The 16,970-nt window shown below is 40.4% G+C and carries 18 protein-coding genes; 8 read left to right on the top strand and 10 right to left on the bottom strand.

Annotated features, from left to right (window positions below; genetic code table 11):
• The 3 genes from HWQ37_RS28105 to HWQ37_RS28095 all read left to right on the top strand — a co-directional run.
• Positions 1 to 1,325, top strand: a 1,325-nt coding sequence (locus HWQ37_RS28105; protein ID WP_292753708.1) for a hypothetical protein, incomplete at its 5' end; no start/stop codon positions are given.
• Between the two features lie 196 nt (positions 1,326 to 1,521).
• The gene (locus HWQ37_RS28100; RefSeq protein WP_292753707.1) at positions 1,522 to 1,902 is read left to right on the top strand and encodes a KGK domain-containing protein; all 381 of its coding nucleotides are present in this window, start codon (positions 1,522 to 1,524) and stop codon (positions 1,900 to 1,902) included.
• A 16-nt stretch (positions 1,903 to 1,918) separates the two neighbouring features.
• Positions 1,919 to 2,269 carry a DUF952 domain-containing protein gene (locus tag HWQ37_RS28095; protein WP_292753706.1) on the top strand — a complete coding sequence of 117 codons (351 nt, stop codon included), beginning with the start codon at positions 1,919 to 1,921 and terminating at the stop codon, positions 2,267 to 2,269.
• A gap of 237 nt (positions 2,270 to 2,506) precedes the next feature.
• Here HWQ37_RS28095 and HWQ37_RS28090 read toward each other — a convergent pair whose 3' ends face one another.
• Both HWQ37_RS28090 and HWQ37_RS28085 read right to left on the bottom strand, forming a co-directional pair.
• Positions 2,507 to 3,586 (bottom strand): tetratricopeptide repeat protein, encoded by a 1,080-nt coding sequence (locus HWQ37_RS28090; protein WP_292753705.1) that lies wholly within the window; start codon positions 3,584 to 3,586, stop codon positions 2,507 to 2,509.
• Positions 3,587 to 3,675: 89 nt separating this feature from the next.
• A complete protein-coding gene (locus HWQ37_RS28085; protein ID WP_292753704.1) occupies positions 3,676 to 4,314 on the bottom strand; it encodes an RNA polymerase sigma factor sigma-70 region 4 domain-containing protein in 639 nt (212 codons plus the stop codon).
• A 196-nt stretch (positions 4,315 to 4,510) separates the two neighbouring features.
• Between HWQ37_RS28085 and HWQ37_RS28080 the strand changes: the two genes are divergently transcribed.
• Together HWQ37_RS28080 and HWQ37_RS28075 are read left to right on the top strand one after the other, a co-directional pair.
• Positions 4,511 to 5,107, top strand: coding sequence for a glyoxalase-like domain protein (locus HWQ37_RS28080; protein ID WP_292753703.1), 597 nt, complete (start codon positions 4,511 to 4,513; stop codon positions 5,105 to 5,107).
• Between the two features lie 164 nt (positions 5,108 to 5,271).
• Positions 5,272 to 5,727, top strand: a complete 456-nt coding sequence (locus HWQ37_RS28075; protein WP_292753702.1) for a DUF29 domain-containing protein — start codon at positions 5,272 to 5,274, stop codon at positions 5,725 to 5,727.
• 27 nt (positions 5,728 to 5,754) lie between these two features.
• On the opposite strand, the gene HWQ37_RS28070 is transcribed toward HWQ37_RS28075, so the two are convergent.
• From HWQ37_RS28070 to HWQ37_RS28060, 3 genes are read right to left on the bottom strand one after another with little or no spacing between them, the layout of a single operon-like run.
• The gene (locus HWQ37_RS28070) at positions 5,755 to 8,778 is read right to left on the bottom strand and encodes a CHAT domain-containing protein (protein WP_292753701.1); all 3,024 of its coding nucleotides are present in this window, start codon (positions 8,776 to 8,778) and stop codon (positions 5,755 to 5,757) included.
• 32 nt (positions 8,779 to 8,810) lie between these two features.
• Positions 8,811 to 9,521 carry a helix-turn-helix domain-containing protein gene (locus tag HWQ37_RS28065; protein ID WP_292753700.1) on the bottom strand — a complete coding sequence of 237 codons (711 nt, stop codon included), beginning with the start codon at positions 9,519 to 9,521 and terminating at the stop codon, positions 8,811 to 8,813.
• Positions 9,521 to 9,925 carry a type II toxin-antitoxin system RelE/ParE family toxin gene (locus HWQ37_RS28060; protein ID WP_292753699.1) on the bottom strand — a complete coding sequence of 135 codons (405 nt, stop codon included), beginning with the start codon at positions 9,923 to 9,925 and terminating at the stop codon, positions 9,521 to 9,523. Before HWQ37_RS28060 ends, HWQ37_RS28065 begins: the two co-directional genes overlap by 1 nt.
• Before the next feature lie 146 nt (positions 9,926 to 10,071).
• On the opposite strand from HWQ37_RS28060, the gene HWQ37_RS28055 reads away from it, so the two are divergent.
• Both HWQ37_RS28055 and HWQ37_RS28050 read left to right on the top strand, forming a co-directional pair.
• Entirely contained in the window at positions 10,072 to 10,638 is a 567-nt protein-coding gene (locus HWQ37_RS28055) for a Uma2 family endonuclease (protein ID WP_292753698.1), read from the top strand.
• A gap of 44 nt (positions 10,639 to 10,682) precedes the next feature.
• Positions 10,683 to 11,177, top strand: coding sequence for a pentapeptide repeat-containing protein (locus tag HWQ37_RS28050; protein ID WP_292753697.1), 495 nt, complete (start codon positions 10,683 to 10,685; stop codon positions 11,175 to 11,177).
• 99 nt (positions 11,178 to 11,276) lie between these two features.
• On the opposite strand, the gene HWQ37_RS28045 is transcribed toward HWQ37_RS28050, so the two are convergent.
• From HWQ37_RS28045 to pstS, 5 genes are all read right to left on the bottom strand, one after another.
• Entirely contained in the window at positions 11,277 to 11,558 is a 282-nt protein-coding gene (locus tag HWQ37_RS28045) for a hypothetical protein (protein ID WP_292753696.1), read from the bottom strand.
• Between the two features lie 126 nt (positions 11,559 to 11,684).
• Positions 11,685 to 12,491: a phosphate ABC transporter ATP-binding protein PstB gene (pstB, locus tag HWQ37_RS28040; protein ID WP_292753695.1), complete on the bottom strand. Its 807-nt coding sequence runs from the start codon at positions 12,489 to 12,491 to the stop codon at positions 11,685 to 11,687.
• A 56-nt stretch (positions 12,492 to 12,547) separates the two neighbouring features.
• On the bottom strand, positions 12,548 to 13,429 hold the full coding sequence (pstA, locus tag HWQ37_RS28035) for a phosphate ABC transporter permease PstA (RefSeq protein WP_292753694.1): 882 nt from the start codon (positions 13,427 to 13,429) through the stop codon (positions 12,548 to 12,550).
• 19 nt (positions 13,430 to 13,448) lie between these two features.
• On the bottom strand, positions 13,449 to 14,399 hold the full coding sequence (gene pstC / locus HWQ37_RS28030; RefSeq protein ID WP_292753693.1) for a phosphate ABC transporter permease subunit PstC: 951 nt from the start codon (positions 14,397 to 14,399) through the stop codon (positions 13,449 to 13,451).
• A gap of 146 nt (positions 14,400 to 14,545) precedes the next feature.
• Complete coding sequence (gene pstS, locus HWQ37_RS28025) at positions 14,546 to 15,724, bottom strand: phosphate ABC transporter substrate-binding protein PstS (RefSeq protein ID WP_292753692.1); 1,179 nt, start codon at positions 15,722 to 15,724, stop codon at positions 14,546 to 14,548.
• Positions 15,725 to 16,320: 596 nt separating this feature from the next.
• On the opposite strand from pstS, the gene HWQ37_RS28020 reads away from it, so the two are divergent.
• A complete protein-coding gene (locus tag HWQ37_RS28020; RefSeq protein WP_292753691.1) occupies positions 16,321 to 16,908 on the top strand; it encodes a biotin transporter BioY in 588 nt (195 codons plus the stop codon).
• Positions 16,909 to 16,970 lie beyond the last annotated feature (62 nt).

Here is a 16,970-nt window from a genome sequence, read left to right as displayed (position 1 = left end):
CTATTATTGGCGTTCATTCTGCCAAATTTGACAACGAAAAAGAAACAGAAAACATTCGCCAAGCTATCCTGCGCTACGACATTGAACATCCAGTTGTAGTTGACAAAGGTTTTCGGATTTGGGAAGAGTTTGCTGTGCGTGCTTGGCCTACATTAATAATTATTGATCCAGAAGGTTACGTGATTGGCCAGATTTCTGGTGAAGGAAACCGTAAAACTTTAGACGAGTTGATTCAAAAGTTAATTCAGCAACACCAAAACAAAGGTACAATTAATTTTCAAGAAATCAGCTTGACTTTAGAAAAACAGCGCCAACCATTAATTACGCCCTTAGCTTTTCCTGGTAAAGTTCTCGCTACCCAAGCGGGTTTATTCATTGCTGATTCTGGACATCACCGTTTAGTTGTGAGTAGCTTTGATGGAGAAATTCTACATTTAATTGGTACTGGAAAATCAGGTTTAACCGATGGTGCTTTTAACGAAGCAGAATTTTTTGCACCGCAGGGAATGGCTTATGATGCCGAAAATCAGATTCTTTATGTTGCTGATACAGAAAATCATACCCTGCGGCGAGTTGATTTAAAGCGTCAAGTAGTAGAAGCGATCGCAGGAACTGGTGAACAAAGTCGTAATATCCATCCTCATGGCGGTGCTGGTTTAGAAACTGCGCTGAATTCACCTTGGGATTTAGTGAAAGTAGGAAATATCTTATTTATTGCAATGGCTGGGCCGCATCAAATTTGGCAAATGGATTTAGAAACTGGCATCATTAAAACTTATGCTGGTACTGGTGCAGAAGCGTGTATTGATGGTTCACTTACTGAATCTGCTTTTGCTCAACCTAGCGGTATTACTAATAATGGGCAAGAATTATATATTGCTGACAGTGAAGTTAGTTCCATTCGTGGTGTGGGAATTGTTGAACCGTATCAAGTAAGAACTGTTTGCGGTAGTGGCGGTTTATTTGGTTTTGGCGATGTAGATGGACAAGGTGAAGATGTCCGTTTACAACACTGTTTAGGAGTGGAATACGCTGAGAATTTTCTGTGGGTAGCAGATACTTATAACCATAAAATTAAATTAGTAAGTCCTAGTGGGAATTGTCAAACAGTTTTGGGAGATGGTTCTGCGGGTTTACAAAATGGTCAGGGTAAGAATAGCCGCTTTTTTGAACCTTCGGGATTGACTGTTATAGATTCATCTCTATATATTAGTGATACGAATAACCATGCTATCCGCCGGGTAGATTTGAATACTTTTGAGGTGACAACAGTAGAGTTTATTGGGTTATGTGCGCCAGATGTTTGTATTCCGCCGAATTTATAAAAGGATAATCTCATATAGAGTTTTTATCAGTGCTTTAATCTGATATTTTAAACAATACTCTTTTAGAGCGATCGCTGAATATTTTTTATTCAGTATTCTTACTAGAGTTACACCAAGAATTTTAAATTATAATCTGATGTTTAGGTAAAGCAAAAAGTAAATAATACGACTCTTAATTTACACTACAGGCATTGATATGAAAAATAAATTTATTTTATTAGAGTGTGGAGATGATGTAATTTGTTTTGAGAAAGATACTTTTAAAATAAGTAAATTAAGAGAGCTAGTTATACGAGAAATTGTAAATAAATGGCGGCGGGAAGTTTGCACATATAAAACTAAAATTAATAATGATTCCGTTGGTAGTTTGTTTGGCAGGATATCTGCTGGAGATGAGTCCATACCCTTTAGCGAAATTAAACTAAATGCTGTCAAAGATTGTCAGTTTCTTAAAATCGATGGTAAAGGTTGGCAGAAAGGAAAATTAGAAATTCAGATATTTATATATCCTAATAGCCATAAGCAAAATAATGTATGTCTTGAATTTTATCCAGATGAACATATTAATATAGAATAACATTAATACAAGCAACATGAATACTATCCTTCACATTACCAAACGCCAACAATGGGAACAAGCAAAAGATTTGGGCAGCTATCGTGCTGATTCACTCGATTCTGAAGGCTTTATTCATTCTTCAAAGTCAACGCAAATTGTCAAAGTTGCAAATACGTTTTTTTCTAATCAAAAAGAATTGGTAGTACTTTTTATTGATTGTGAAAAAGTACAAGCTGAAATTCGTTATGAACCTGCTGAAATAGGGGAATTATTTCCTCATATTTATGGAGAGTTAAATATTGATGCTGTGTATCAGGTGATTGATTTTGACGCTGGGGAAGATGGTTTATTTGAGTTGCGGCAAGAAGTTATAGATTTAGAATGACGTAGACGCTTCGCTTCGGCTTGCCACAGGCTACCGCAGAGGCGCGGAGGACACAGAGGAGGAGAGATGGAGAGAATTTAAGCGATCGCTTTTTGGTTAGAGCATTTGCTACATCTCAAATTTAAGTAAAAATGAAATTATTTAACAACTAACATCCTTGGGTAAAGACGCGATTCATCGCGTCTCTACAAACAAATGGTCTATTTGTTGCATTCTTTTTTCAAATTGGTCTTATTACTACTTTCGCTGAAGCATTTTAGTTAGCTGATCGAGCAATTGCACTTCTTGCTTGCTGTCTTGCAATGTCCGCGCCAGTATGATTGCCCTTTCGTAAAAATTGCGGGCAGTTAGGTAATTACCTTGTTGCTTATATAACTGAGCATAAGATTCAAAAGATTTTAATTCTTCGTGTAAATTTTGTAATTCTTTAGCAAGTGCTAAACGTTGCTCTAATAAGTCAAAGGCGCGTTCGTAACGTCCTACAGCAGTGTGAGCCGTAACTAAACCGTCAATTGCTCGTAATTGATTAGTGCGATCGCGGTTGATTTTCGCTGTCTGCATTGCTTCACCATAAGTAGCAATAGTATCTTGATAATTTCCAGATGCTAAATAAGCATCTCCTAAATTATTCAAGGTATTTGCTTCACCAATAGCATCGCCAGTCTGACGGCGGAAAGTTAAAGCATTTTCGTACAGTTTAATCGCCTTGTTATAATCTCCCAACCTAGCACTTACCAAACCCAAATTACTCAAAGAAAGTCCTTCGCCTTCAATATTTTTGACACCGTGAGCAATTGTGAGGGCATCTTCAACTGTTTTACCAGCAGCAGCAAATTCGCCTTTTTGCAGCAGAAATGTACCGATATTATTCAGCACAAAAATCTGAGATTGGAAGTCTTGAGTATCACGAGCGATCGCTAATCCTCTTCTGAAAGCATCTTCCGCTTCTTTTGAACTACCAACCTGCACATAAGCCTTAGCAAGCAAATTGTACGTCAAACCTTGTGCTTTCAGGTCGCCAATGGAATGATATAGTTCTAATGCCCGCAAACAAGATGCAATTGTTTTGTCGGCATGTCCTGAAGTGTATTCTTGTTGGCCAATACGCAGCAAACCGTCCGCTTCATCTCTTGATTGTCGCCCAACGGAATTATTTAAAGGGCGATGGAGTTGTTCGGAAATATCAACCGCACCCGCTACAGGACTCAGCACAAAAGCAAACAGTAAAAAGCTGTGTAAAAGTACCTGGGGAGAAGAAATCGCACCTACACAAATTAAGCCTACCTTTCGGCAGGGAAATACAAGCCATTGTTTCATAAAAATTACCCGTAAAGTTGCGGGTTTAAGTAGAAGGTCTAAGAAGAAGTTTTAAGTTTTAAAATTGAAGACAATTAATATACGCATTTCTACTTAAGTTGTGATTGAGCTAAATCTTCCCCAAAGTATATGGCGCGGATATCTGTGGGCAATTTGTCCTCTAGCATACGATAGCCTTCCTGGAGAAAATTGGCTACTTCATTAGGAGCGATCGCTTCTCCTTCAGCTTGTAGATAGGCAGCGATTCTAGTTTCACTCCAGTGGAAAGTTTGAGCCATTAACACGATTAATCGTAAAACTGGTGGTAGTTGGTCTAAAGCCTGTTGTACATAGCACCATAGCGGCGGTGAAGTCGCTTGTAGAGAATAATGAATTGCTTCTGTGGGTGGTAGTTTAATCTCATTTATACAGAAAGCTGTCATATTAATTAACCAATTTTGCATGGTTAAGGCTTCCTCACCCGATTCAGAATCAGTTAAATTTAGTCCACCGAGTTCGTAATATATATGTCGCCAGGTGAGAGCAAACAGATAATCTGCCTGTACAGGCGATCGCGCCGAATGCCGAATTAAGGTGTAGACTATGGGGCTATAGCGGCAAAAAATCACCGTAAAGTACTTTCCAGCATCTGGATAGCGCTGAAACAGAGTCAGTAGTTCATGGTCACTGTGATGGAACAGCGACTTCACCAGTGGGTGATTAGCTTCGGGAAAATGAGGAATTTGCACAAGTCTTGGAGTTGATAGTTGTTAAAATAGTTTTGGGAATTGCACTCCCCTAGTTAATCGCATAATATCTTGGTGTTGCTCAGTTTGTAGATGAGACTCAGACTAGTTGAGTATTGATAAACTAGAAACAAGGACTTAATTTTAGTCTTAATCGACAATCATAAAATCAACTCTCTTAAAGAATCCTTATTTGTTCATGGTTATAGCAGTTAGTGTCATATCGTTCCTGCTCAGTCCCCTTACTTTAGGCTCCTTTCTGCCTTCCCTGCCCTTAGATAGCCTGTTCTCCACCCAAGGCATTATGGTGATGCTGCTAGCAGCTTACGCTGGTGCTATGTGGATGTTTCTCACCAGTGCCCCAAAAGTACACACTGTAATGGTGTCAGATTTGGAGATTGCCCGACAGTTGTATGAAGGGCTGCTAGATTTGCCAGCAGCTGAGGTGCCATTGCACTACTACTACAACTACGAACAAACTATAGGCGCAACTGGCATCGATCCGTTATATATGTCTACTGGACCGAGCTTGTCTAGCAAAATGATGAATAACGCCAATGATGGGCTGTGGTATCAATTGAAGAAAAACACCCAGCTACACATCATTACTGGCGCGAGTTTAGGCAGCAAAAATCAGCAACGCCACGTTTGTTTTGACCATGACTGCCTGGAAATGATTTTAATGCGAGTCGAAACGCGCGGTTTAAAATTGAAGATTCGTAACCACAAACCCCTGAATTTTTTGGTCAAGGACTATGAAGGGCGAGTGATTGAGGTGGCTGAGGTAGCAAATTAGTTCTGAAATTTTAGATTATTTTAGGTTGGGTTTGGCGTAGTTTGCTGCCGTAGGTATCGCTAAACCCAATATTTATTTTAGATTTTGGATTTTGGATTTTGGATTTTGGTGCAAGCGTTACCGCAGGAGTAGGTAAGTAGATAGGTGTAAATAAAGTGGAAAAAATGTACACATCTCACCTATATGAAACAGATTTCTATGATTGGACGCAAAAGCAGGTTAGCTTGCTCAAAACTCAACAGTGGGATCAATTAGATAGCGTTAACCTGATTGAAGAAATTGAAACTTTGGGTAGAAGAGAACGGCAAGAATTGAGAAATCGGCTAGGAGTATTGTTAGGACATCTACTAAAATGGCAATTTCAACCAGAAAAACGTAGTAATAGCTGGTTGGGTACAATTCGAGAGCAACGTGTTCAAATTAAGCTGCTTCTGCAAGATAGCCCTAGTTTGAAACCCTATCTCGATGAAGTTTTCTTGACTATTTATGAACTAGGCGTGGCTTTAGCGATTCGAGAAACTGAATTGGGTCAGCAGGTTTTTCCAGAAATTTGCTCTTACACTTTAGACCAAACTTTGAATCCTGAATTTTTACCAAATCTAAATCAGGTTGATGAGTAAGCGAGTAATCGTCCCAATATTGTTTTATCACCGTAAACCGTGGCAAATAAAAGCAGCCCAGTAACGAGGATCTGAAAAGGGAAATTGTTGAGTAGAGTTTTCGATTTCTATAATTCGTTTGTTCAATTTGGCATACATATTATATTCACGCTTCCATTGTTCGTATTCGATAGAATCTGAAGGATATTTTCTTTTATTTCGTATCAGTTCTTTCTCCCTCACTTCTACTTCATGAAATATTTTATTTAAGTCTAATTTTGTAAATTCTCGTAGCTGAATTTGAGCTTGCTGTAAAGCTTCAGGACGGTTTTTACCTTCTTGTCGCTGCTGGTAGTAAAAAATGGAAAATAATGCTGTGGCTAAATCATTGACTGACCACAAAGTACTAACAACGCTTCTAGCACCAGCACACAAAAAGCCTGTGGAGAGAGTAAGAATATCGTCAGTTAGGGAAGGAGTACCCAAATTAGTTTCGCAGCAAGACAGAAACACTTCTACAAGTTGAGGTAAACGCCAGCTTGGTGTCATTAATTGCCCCAACGTGATGCTACCATCAGCTAATTTTAACTGTGACTCTAAGGGATTATCGAGGCGAGATTGGGCATGGTGGCAGGAATGAAGTACTTGAACTTGTTGTGCTAATCGTCGATAGTTTTTAGAAGTGGCTTGAGTACTGCCAATTAATCTATTTTCTGGTGGAATCTTGTACATTTTGGCGAGTTGTTCGCCTTCAAATCTGGCAGAGGGAAGGTTATCTTCAGCATCTTCCACAGTTCCATATTGTAGAGATATTTCATTAAATATCCCTACAGTATCACGTTGTTGACAAAATTCTAAAATTTGGCAGCTTGGAGTGTAACGAATGAGAAATTTATCTCCTAAATATTCCTGATATTCTCCTGTAGATAACGCAGCGAAGGGAATTTGATGGAGTAATAAGTGAGGTACTAAGATTAATTCTTCTATTCCTTGAAGATGTTCAGATATGAGTTGAGATATTTGAAGACGTTCAGCTAGTTCACAGAGAATACTGTTAATTTGAGTTTCCCATTTTTGGGAATCATTCATATAAGGCAATAACCAATTCTGGTTAATCCAGCCTTGCAACCTATCTAATCCTTGTCCTGTGCAGGTGTGAAGAGTAATTTGTTTTTGCTGGACGACAAAAATATGGGTGTCGCTGTTGGTAGTGTAGAAACTGAGGATAGCTGTATAGGGTTGGTCAATTAGCTTTTGAATTTCCAATAAGCTAAGGGGGTTAACCTGAATTTCGCCAGCTAATACGGGATCTTCGCGTCTGAGATTTTCCCAAACTTGTTGTTTTTGGGTTTCTAAAAGTGCGATCGCTTCATTATAAGCTTCCCAAGCAGCGCGTGTATCACTACGACTATTTTCAGATTTATGGCTTTGGCGTTCTTGGTCAATTTGCCGTTGCAGTTCTTCATACTGCTGCAATAATTCTTGAACTTTTGGGGGGATTTCTTCGCCTTGAGAGAGGTTGTAGCTTGCCATTAAGTCTACCAGGCGTTTGGAACGCGATCGCTCTGAATATTCAAAGGCTTTTTCTACTTGTCCAGCATTGATGCAAGCTTGCACCATATTTTGATAAACATCAATGGCTTCTTCTAAGATTTCTTGGCGACGCGATTCAGATTTTGCCCAAGTGCGGCTAGTTTCGACTGCTTCAATTGTAGTAGTGAAACCTTCAATAGCTTCCCACCACAATTGAGACTGAAAAGCAGCATAACCCATATTACGTGATGCTTTGAAGCAGTGTTGGGGAAAGTCAGTGGGTGTAAAAATTTCTAAGGCTGCTCGAAAACACTCTATCCACTTAACTGTCTGCTTAAGGTCGAGGAGATAGACTTTGCCGAGATTCATCTGTGTCTGTGCCCATTTTTCAGGAAACTGATTGCGGGTGTAGACTTGCAAAGCTGCTTGGAAGGCAGAAAGCGCCAAATTCAGATTCTCTGACTTATCACCAAAAATTTGCTCACTTTGATCGCGGTAAACATTGCCCAGGTTGTTTTGAGTATCTGCCCAAGCTTCGGGAAATACACTACGGGTGTAGACTTGCAGAGCTGCTTGGTTAGCTGCGATCGCTATATCTAAATTTTTCTCTTTGTCACCCTCTACTCGTTGACGATAGTCCACCGCTAAATTCATTTGTGTCATCGCCCACAGTTCTGGATACTCATCTCGACTACGAACTTGCAAAGCGCTTTGGTGCGCTATTATGGCTAACTCAAGATTTTGTGTTTTGTCGCCCCAAATCCTGTCACGATAAGCATTACCTAGATTGTTTTGAATTTTTCCCCATTCTCTAGCCGACTCCTCACGAGTGAAAACCTGTAAGGCTTTTTCGTAGGCATCAATAGCAATTTGCTGGTTCTCGGCTTGGTCGCCTTTAATACGATTGCAACAGGCAGTAGCTAGGCGATCTTGAGCATCAGCCCATTGTTTAGGAGATGTTTCAAGACTTAATACTTCTAACGCGGTTAGATGGCAAGCGATGGCCTGTTCTACATTTTCAGCGCGATCTCCTAAAGGAAATTCTGAAATTATACTACCGAAAGTAGCTAGAAGCACTGCCAAGAATTTTGCATCTTGTGAAGCCAAATTATTCAGTTTACAGGTTGCCCAGCTACGAAAACGCTGAATAAAAAGATTGTCTCGCTCTAAATATGTTTGTAGAATTGGATGCACTGCATCTAGATGACCATTCCTCTTATCCATTGCCAGCTTCATCTGAAGCCAAAAACGTAAACATATTTCAGAGTCGCTAGATAATAAACCCAGTTCTTCTGCAAGCCAATTGGCAAGCTCAATTAAAAAGTTAGCTGACTGGTCATCGCCTTCTTCAGCTAACTTGATGGCTACTATTTCTAGAGCCTTCACCAAACTAGAATCAATCAAGTTTCGGTTAGCCATCAACATCTTTTGTTTCAAATTATCGGGACACTTCAGCAGCGCAAAGATAAGCTCAAGATAAGCCTTTTCGCGTTTTTTATTTCCCTTTTTGGGTTTTCCTGCGCCGAATCCTTTTGCCATATAGACTCCCAGTTAACTGTCTCACCTACAACTTATTCAGCGCTACCTTTAATTTCTGCCAACTTATCTAGCAATTTTTCAGCTAAATCCAACAACTCATTTTCATCAATTTCATCACTACTATTTCCGCGATTACTTTCTCCACACGCCACATTAGCAGACAAAACATTTTTCACAGCGAAAATCCTATCTTCTTCTTCAAATAAACTCAGACATTTTTCCAACTCTACAGCAATTTCTTGGATTGTCCTTGTACCCAAACGCTTTTTAACTTTCACTGCTGTCGGATCGTTACTTTCCAAGAATTTAACCACATCATCCTCACCAGAAAACTTCTCAACAGCGACACGCACATATTCCCGCACGCTCATGTTTGCCGCCAATGCCTTTTGGAAAACCACATCTGGTACATCTACCAACAACACACCTTCGTTATCACTAGCTTGATATAAGTCATCCCCTTGTTTGACGGCTACCAGCAAATCTGCACCCAAGGTATGTAAATAGTGCAACACCGATTCCAACTCATGTTCCTTTAACGCCGACTCCAACTTGGACACAGCCGCTTGCTTTACTCCCAGTTTTTGGGCTAACTCTGCCTGAGTTAATCCTGCTTTATTACGTATTTCCCGCATGGCATCAGTAAGATATAGGCGCAGATACTCTAACTTTCCTGCCAGAATCACCTCTGGTTCGTCGCTTACCTTCTGCTGTAACCAAGCTTGAAAATTAGGTTTTTTCATCAATTTTCCCTCTGCTGCAATTCATGCAATCTCACTCTTGCAGGTTCTTTGTCTCTATCTTTAATAGCGTTGTCGTATTTCTTCATAAAGGCGTGCAGCACTACAAACCGTTGAGGAGTCGCAGCCGTTAATATAAACCTTGGATTATGTTCGCTTTTAGTCATGCGTAACTCATACAGGTCATCTTCGAGTTTCTCAAAGATGCCACTGGTGAGTGATGCGAGTCCTTTATTACACAGGTAGCCCAGGTTAACTTGCAAACGCCTGGTTTCGGAAGGACTCAGTAATGGCTTTGGTGGATTTTCTGGTTGCTCCTCTTCAGGAATCATCCTAATGAAAAAAGCAAGCAAATCTTTGGGGATTTCCCCATTGACATCTTGATAAAGTTCCCAAGTCCAATTCACTTCCTACCTCAGAGTATAGTATTCCTTATAAGGAATGTCAATATATTATTCCTTATAAGGAATATCGCATAGATTATGGGAATGCAACTAAAATTTTCCATTTCCACTCAGGCTAAAATAGGTAAATCCCCTAACAAAGATAGTTTATGAACCAGCCGATATCTGAGAGAGTGCGCTGGACTACCGCCGACTTAGAGTTGTTTCCAGATAACGGGAATCGCTATGAAATTATTGACGGAGAATTGTTTGTGACTAGAGCGCCTCACTGGAATCATCAAAAAACTTGTGTCAGAATTATTACTCCATTGCATATTTGGTCACAAGCTACTTCTTTGGGACAGGTCGTACCTGCTCCAGGAATAATTTTTGGCGACAATGATAATGTTATTCCCGATGTTGTCTGGGCTAGCAATGAGAGATTACCCCTACTTTTAGACGAGGCGGGACATTTGACAGGTGCGCCAGAACTGGTTGTAGAGGTGCTATCTGCTGGTAGTGAAAATGAAAAACGGGACAGAGAACTAAAACTTAAACTCTACTCATCACGAGGTGTCAGAGAATATTGGATTGTAGATTGGCGTAAGCAACAAGTGGAAGTATATCGACGCGAACAAGCGAGTTTAAAGTTAGTTACTACGTTGTTTAATGGTGATGAATTGACTTCACCAATATTACCTAATTTTACTTGTGCGATCGCACAACTATTTACTTAACACCATAATATTTTGAATATGTTAATTAATGCGGGAATTGAGATATGGATGCCGAGGAATTGCTCAGGCGTTATGCTGCTGGAGATAGAGATTTTACTGGAGTTGATTTGATTAACGCTAACTTGAGTAGAACCGACTTGCGTGGTATTAATCTGAGTAGAGCTTACTTGGATCGTGCGAACCTAATGGATGCCAACCTCTGTGGGGCTTGTTTGGCAGGTACTCACTTCGAGGCTACTGAAATGATTAATACTGATCTCAGACAGGCTAATCTCAGTGGTAGTCATCTGAGTGCTGATTTGAGTGGGGCTAATCTCAGTGGTGCTGACCTAAATAGGGCTGACCTATATAGCGCCTCTCTGGAGAACGCTCTGTTGATTGACACTGATCTCTCTTATACTAAGCTGGAGGCTGCTATTTTTGATGGGGCTAACCTCAGCTATGCTAACTTGACAGGTAGTACTGATACTCATTTCAATAATGCTATACTTTTCCACACCATCATGCCCGATGGAAGCATTGTGAACAATAGACCATAAGTATAAATAAGAAATTAGTGCGATCGCTGCCGTCGCTAGTTAAGGAACGAAACCCAAAATTGATGAAGAATATCCAATTAACAAATGAGGAAGTAAAGCTTAACTGTGCTGTAAAAACTCAACTTTGGGTAATAATGGGTCAGTTACAATCCCCACACCGCTAAAACCCCAGCGTTTGAGCAAATTTACCAACTGTGTACGCGCAATAGATTCCACTGCAAAGCGATTTGCCACTTCTGCTGCGTGGGTGTTGAGATAGCTAAGAGCGTCAAAGTTTTCTTGAAACAGCAATAAATAACCCGATGTTTCAGCATCAGGACGAGCTATAAGATAATTCCCGTCGGTTTTTGAGCGCACCAAATAATAGACATCAGACAGCATGAAGATGAAGTTTGTTGGGGAGGAAAAAAGTCCTTCAAATAAAAAACATAGAGGAATATCGCACAGCTTTCATTTTCGAGTATCCCTCATTGCTTTAACATCAACAATGTAATGTGAAATACTTATTTATCCAAATTTGCCACTGACGTAATCTCTGGTGTCTTCCTGCTGAGGATTATTGAAAATTACTTCTGTCGCGTCATATTCTACCATATAGCCGCTACGGGTTCCTGTGTCTGAAGTCCGAACATTAAAAAAGGCTGTCTTATCAGAAACACGCGCTGCTTGCTGCATGTTATGGGTGACAATAACGATAGTATATTGCTCTTTAAGTTCGTGAATTAGTTCTTCAACCCGCAAGGTAGAAATAGGGTCAAGAGCGGAGCAAGGTTCATCCATCAGTATAATTTCAGGTTGTACTGCGATCGCACGAGCAATACACAAGCGTTGTTGTTGTCCACCTGATAAAGACGAGCCACTTTGCTGTAGTTTATCTTTGACTTCATCCCACAAAGCTGCTTTTCTGAGACTGCTTTCTACCAATTCATCCAAATTACCTTTATAGCCGTTGATTTTGGCTCCAAAAGTAATATTGTCATAAATTGATTTGGGAAATGGGTTTGGTCTTTGAAACACCATCCCAATTCTCCGCCGCACTTCTACAGGGTCGATGTCGGATGCATACAAGTTTTTATCGTAAAAAAGTATTTTACCTTCTGCCCGAAATGACTCAATCAGATCGTTGAGGCGGTTATAGCATCGCAACAACGTACTTTTACCACAACCAGAAGGGCCGATAAAAGCAGTCACCTGATTTTTCGGTATATCTAGCCAAATATTCTGTAAGGCTAAAAACTTGCCGTAGTAAATATTGAGATTTTCAGCGCGTAAAACGGTTTCAGTGTCATTCACTGTCCTAGTGTTGGTAGCCATAAATTAAATCTAGTGTTAGTTTAAGCGATGGGATTTGCGCTGTGGATGGTTGCTTACTAAGCTTTTTGGCGAGTTGCCCAGCGAGCGATGATACTTGTGATTAGAACCATCAATACCAAAATTAAAGATGCTGCCCAAGCTAGAGATTGCCAATTTTTAAACGGAGAAATGGCATATTTGTAAACTAAAACAGCCAGAGAAGCTGTTGGTTGGAATAAACCATCTGGCCAAAAGTTAGAAAATAGAGCAGTAAATAGCAAAGGTGCGGTTTCTCCAGATGCTCTGGCGATCGCTAGCGTTGCCCCAGTTACAATAGCTGGTAAAGCTGCTGGTAAGACTACTTGACTCACCGTTTGAAAGTTAGTCGCTCCTAAGCCTACAGATGCCTGTCGCAAATCTTGCGATACTAACTGCAATGCTTCATCAGTCGTTCGCAGAATAATGGGCAACATCAAAATTGCCAGTGCAAACCCTCCACCGAGAGCTGAATACGATCCTAAGTTCAATTTTACCAGTGTTAAAACTACAATCCCATAAGCAAATACCCCAGCAATAATGGAAGGCACTCCACTCAAGACGTTAGCCGCAAAACGCACCCATCTAGCTACTCTCGCCGAACTAAATTCTGTGATGTAAATCGCCCCCATAACTCCAAAGGGGATACTAATCAAGGCAGCAATTCCTACCATCAGCAGCGTGCCTAAAATTGCATTACCAAAGCCTCCTCCCTTTTGTAGGGCCTTCGGTGGCAGTTCCACAAATACAGCCAGATTCAGACTGCTAAAGCCTTTAATAATCACGTAAGAGAGTACTGCTAGCAAAGGTAAAAGAGCCAATACTCCGCAAGTAAATGCCACTACGGTCATCACCGTATTGAAAAGTGTCCTTTGAGACCTGGGGGAGCGAGTTAAACTGCGCTCTGGAAAATTAGAAGTCATAATTTAACCAAAAACTAAGCTATATTCGCTTGACTCTCATTACGATCAACTCTGCCAGAACATTGACTACCAATGTCAAAAAAAACAGAACTAAAGCTGCGTACATTAAAGCCGCAACTTGCAAACCACTTGCTTCTGAGAATTGATTTGCCAGTAGAGAAGAAATCGTATTGGCTGGTGCTAATAGAGAAAGACTGATGTTGTTGGAGTTTCCAATTAACATCGTTACAGCCATTGTTTCTCCCATTGCCCGCCCAAGTCCCAGCATCACAGCACTAACTATGCCCGAAAAGGCTGCTGGGATGAGAACTTGCAAAATTGTTTCCCAGCGTGTTGCTCCTAGTCCTATGGAGGCTTGGCGTAAACTTGGGGGTACAGAAATTAAGGCATCGCGGGATAAGGCTGTGATGATGGGCAAAGTCATAATCGCTAAGATGACTCCCGCCGGCAACATTCCTGGCCCTGTAGGAGAAGTACTAAAAAATGGCAGCCAGCCAAAGTAACCATTGAGCCATTTTCCCAAGCTGGTTAAGATTGGCACTAAAACGAAAATACCCCACACCCCGTAGACAACGCTGGGAATAGCTGCGAGCAGTTCTACTGCGAAAACCAGTACCAGCTTCACTTTAGCCGGCAAAAAATTCTCGCTCAGTACAATCGCAGTACCAACCCCAATTGGCACTGCTATCAGCAGACCAATAAAAGAACTCACGAGAGTTCCATAGATTTGAGGTAGAACTCCATAGCTATCATTAACCGGGTTCCAAATGGTGTTGACTAAAAAGCCAGAACCAAACTTTTGGATGGCAGGCCAAGAGCCAATTGCAACCTGCGACCCAATCCATAATAAAGTTCCAGCAACCCCAAAGGCGAAAATTTTAGTTAGCCAAATAAAACCCAAATCTAGGGATTTTTCGGCATCAGAGCGATTTTTCATCGCTGATGACAGATTTTGAGAATTTGTAGTCATGAATACCGACTTTCAGAATTAAAATCAGAGAAAAATATGGGAGGCAACCAAATTAGTAAAATTGTCGCCTCATCATCTATTTAAACTGACTTATACAATAGTAACTCCGTATCCAAAGTTACTACTGAATAGTCGTGTTTTATTCCTTACTTGCTAGCGCTACTACCACTGGCGACAGAAATTTTATACTCTGGACTGATTTGGTCAGCAGCAGCAGCAACCTTTGTGAGTACATTTGCCGGTAGAGGAACATACCCTAATGCACTAGCCTGTTTCTGACCCTCAGTTAAAGCGTATTCGATAGTGGCTTCAACTGCTTTAGCTTTTGCCGCATTAGCATATTTCTTGTAAGCCAAAATCCAGGTGTAAGTGACGATAGGATAGGAATCAGCCCCTTCTGGATCGGAAATGAAGACACGGAGGTTTGTCGGTAGAGCTACTGATTCGAGAGTTTTAGAGGCTGACTCTTCACTAGCTACAACAAATTTACCGGCTTTGTTTTCCAAATCAGCAAACTTGAGACTATTTTGTTTGGCATAGCCGTACTCGACATAACCAATAGAACCTTGGGTTTGTTGAATTTGAGCGGTAACACCTTCATTACCCTTAGCACCGACTCCCGTAGGCCAGTTAACAGTTTTGCCGTCACCAACTTTAGTCTTCCACTCTGGGCTAATAGCGCTGAGGTGTTTTGTGAACACACCCGTAGTTCCGCTACCATCTGAACGATAAACAACTGTGATTGGCTGTTTAGGAAGCTTTGCACCTGGGTTAGCCTTGGCAATTTGGGCATCATCCCAAGACTTGATTTTGCCTAGTAGAATATCGGCATAAACGACCCGTGGTAGCTTGAGTTCTGGAACATCTGGCAAGTTGTAAGCTAGCACAATGCTTCCAGCAGTCACAGGCAGTAAAATAACACCTCTATCTGCTGGTACTTTCTGGATTTCTTCATCCTTCATTGCCACATCGCTAGCACCAAAGTCTACAGTCCCTTTGATAAATTGCTCAACTCCAGAACCGCTACCAACTGATGCATAGTCAACTTGCAGATTTGGATATTTTTTGTTTAAATCAGTGAACCATGTATCATACAATGGTGCTGGAAAAGACGCACCAGCCCCGCTTAACTTTATGGTTCCGCCAAGGTCTAATTTAGCTGGGCTAGAGGCAGTAGTATCTGTAGCAGTACCAGAAGGCGTTTCCTTGGTGGCTGTATCTGGGGTTTGCTGTCCGCCACAAGCTGCTAGGCTTATTGTCAGTGCTAACACTGAAATTGAACCTGTGAGGCGATGAGTTTTTATTGCACTAAGACGTGAGAGCATCGCTATCAATTTTTTTAGTAACTTTTCAGGTGAGCGTTTCTAAGATACCCCCAAAGGACAACAATAAAGATTAACAAAAGGTTAACAAAGCAAAAAGATACTTGTTTTTTTTTGATGAAGAGCAGACCCTTCTTTCTAGTTGTGATTGATAAATTTTATACTCTCACATTAGGCTTAAGATAGAAATATTGCTAGAGTAAGGTTTTGTACTCATTTACAAAACTTTATTATTAGTGTACTTTTATTAGTCAATTCATCAAAAAAGTATATTAATATTAATTAATATTAAGCATTAAATACTTTGTAGCCAAATTTAGGCACTGCTCGGCAAAATTATTACTATAAATACTAAATATAAATAATGTCAATCTTACCATTTTTTAGGTTAAATACCAGAATTCACAGCACACTTCAGCTAAGAAAATCAGACAGTAGACACCTCAATTGCAATTCGTAGAACTTAAAAATTACATACCAAAAAGGCAAAAGAAACTATGCTAGTTCTTAAGATGTAAGCACAAATTTCATTTCAACATTTAATGAATATACTAGTTGCTGTTGGTTTTCCTTTTTGCTTTTCCTTGGTTGCCTGATAAATGTTTGCTGTTTCCAATCAATTACTATGGTCCATGATTGGCTTACTCCTGACAATGGGTAGTAACTTCTTAGAAGTTTATGGCATCACCTTACCTTGGACTTGGAGTCAGCACGGAATTCAGACTTTTTCTTTAGGTGTCACTTTTCAAATTGGCGCAGTGTTGTTAGTGGGTTGTTTAGGGGGCAAAAATGCTGGTGCGCTCTCGCAAATTGCCTATTTAGTCATGGGGTTAACCTTATTACCAGTATTTGCCGATGGCGGCGGTATTGATTATGTCAAGCTCTCTCATTTTGGCTATCTACTAGGCTTTGTTCCTGGAGCTTGGATTTGTGGCTTAGTTGCCTTTAAAGCAAGACCGAGAATAGAAACTCTTGCCTTTAGTTGTCTCTGTGGCTTGTTAACTCTCCACATCTGCGGTATTACTTATTTGATTATTAGCTATCTTTTTCACTGGAAAGGCACAGAAAATCTACCCTTGATGCAAGCAATCCTTAGATACTCGTGGTTTGCACTACCAGGTCAACTAACTGTAGTCTGTGCAGTTACTGTAATAGCATATATATTGCGTCACTTAATGTTTTATTAGTTCATTGTTATTTGTTATTTGTCATTTGTCAAAAGCTCATGACCAACAACTATGACTAATAC

Origin of the sequence: Nostoc sp. NMS4 (assembly GCF_017115095.1) — a bacterium.
GTDB lineage: Bacteria > Cyanobacteriota > Cyanobacteriia > Cyanobacteriales > Nostocaceae > Nostoc.
The sequence above is the reverse complement of the archived record's forward strand: the minus strand, read 5'-3'. Positions and strand labels throughout refer to the sequence as shown.

What these genes read in the sequence shown, in the direction of transcription:
- HWQ37_RS28100 (WP_292753707.1), top strand. Translation starts at nt 1,522, where the DNA reads ATGAAAAATAAATTTATTTTATTAGAGTGTGGAGATGATGTAATTTGT.
- HWQ37_RS28095 (WP_292753706.1), top strand. Translation starts at nt 1,919, where the DNA reads ATGAATACTATCCTTCACATTACCAAACGCCAACAATGGGAACAAGCA.
- HWQ37_RS28090 (WP_292753705.1), bottom strand. Translation starts at nt 3,586, where the DNA reads ATGAAACAATGGCTTGTATTTCCCTGCCGAAAGGTAGGCTTAATTTGT.
- HWQ37_RS28080 (WP_292753703.1), top strand. Translation starts at nt 4,511, where the DNA reads ATGGTTATAGCAGTTAGTGTCATATCGTTCCTGCTCAGTCCCCTTACT.
- HWQ37_RS28075 (WP_292753702.1), top strand. Translation starts at nt 5,272, where the DNA reads ATGTACACATCTCACCTATATGAAACAGATTTCTATGATTGGACGCAA.
- HWQ37_RS28070 (WP_292753701.1), bottom strand. Translation starts at nt 8,778, where the DNA reads ATGGCAAAAGGATTCGGCGCAGGAAAACCCAAAAAGGGAAATAAAAAA.
- HWQ37_RS28065 (WP_292753700.1), bottom strand. Translation starts at nt 9,521, where the DNA reads ATGAAAAAACCTAATTTTCAAGCTTGGTTACAGCAGAAGGTAAGCGAC.
- HWQ37_RS28055 (WP_292753698.1), top strand. Translation starts at nt 10,072, where the DNA reads ATGAACCAGCCGATATCTGAGAGAGTGCGCTGGACTACCGCCGACTTA.
- HWQ37_RS28050 (WP_292753697.1), top strand. Translation starts at nt 10,683, where the DNA reads ATGGATGCCGAGGAATTGCTCAGGCGTTATGCTGCTGGAGATAGAGAT.
- HWQ37_RS28045 (WP_292753696.1), bottom strand. Translation starts at nt 11,558, where the DNA reads ATGCTGTCTGATGTCTATTATTTGGTGCGCTCAAAAACCGACGGGAAT.
- pstB (WP_292753695.1), bottom strand. Translation starts at nt 12,491, where the DNA reads ATGGCTACCAACACTAGGACAGTGAATGACACTGAAACCGTTTTACGC.
- pstA (WP_292753694.1), bottom strand. Translation starts at nt 13,429, where the DNA reads ATGACTTCTAATTTTCCAGAGCGCAGTTTAACTCGCTCCCCCAGGTCT.
- pstC (WP_292753693.1), bottom strand. Translation starts at nt 14,399, where the DNA reads ATGACTACAAATTCTCAAAATCTGTCATCAGCGATGAAAAATCGCTCT.
- pstS (WP_292753692.1), bottom strand. Translation starts at nt 15,724, where the DNA reads ATGCTCTCACGTCTTAGTGCAATAAAAACTCATCGCCTCACAGGTTCA.
- HWQ37_RS28020 (WP_292753691.1), top strand. Translation starts at nt 16,321, where the DNA reads ATGTTTGCTGTTTCCAATCAATTACTATGGTCCATGATTGGCTTACTC.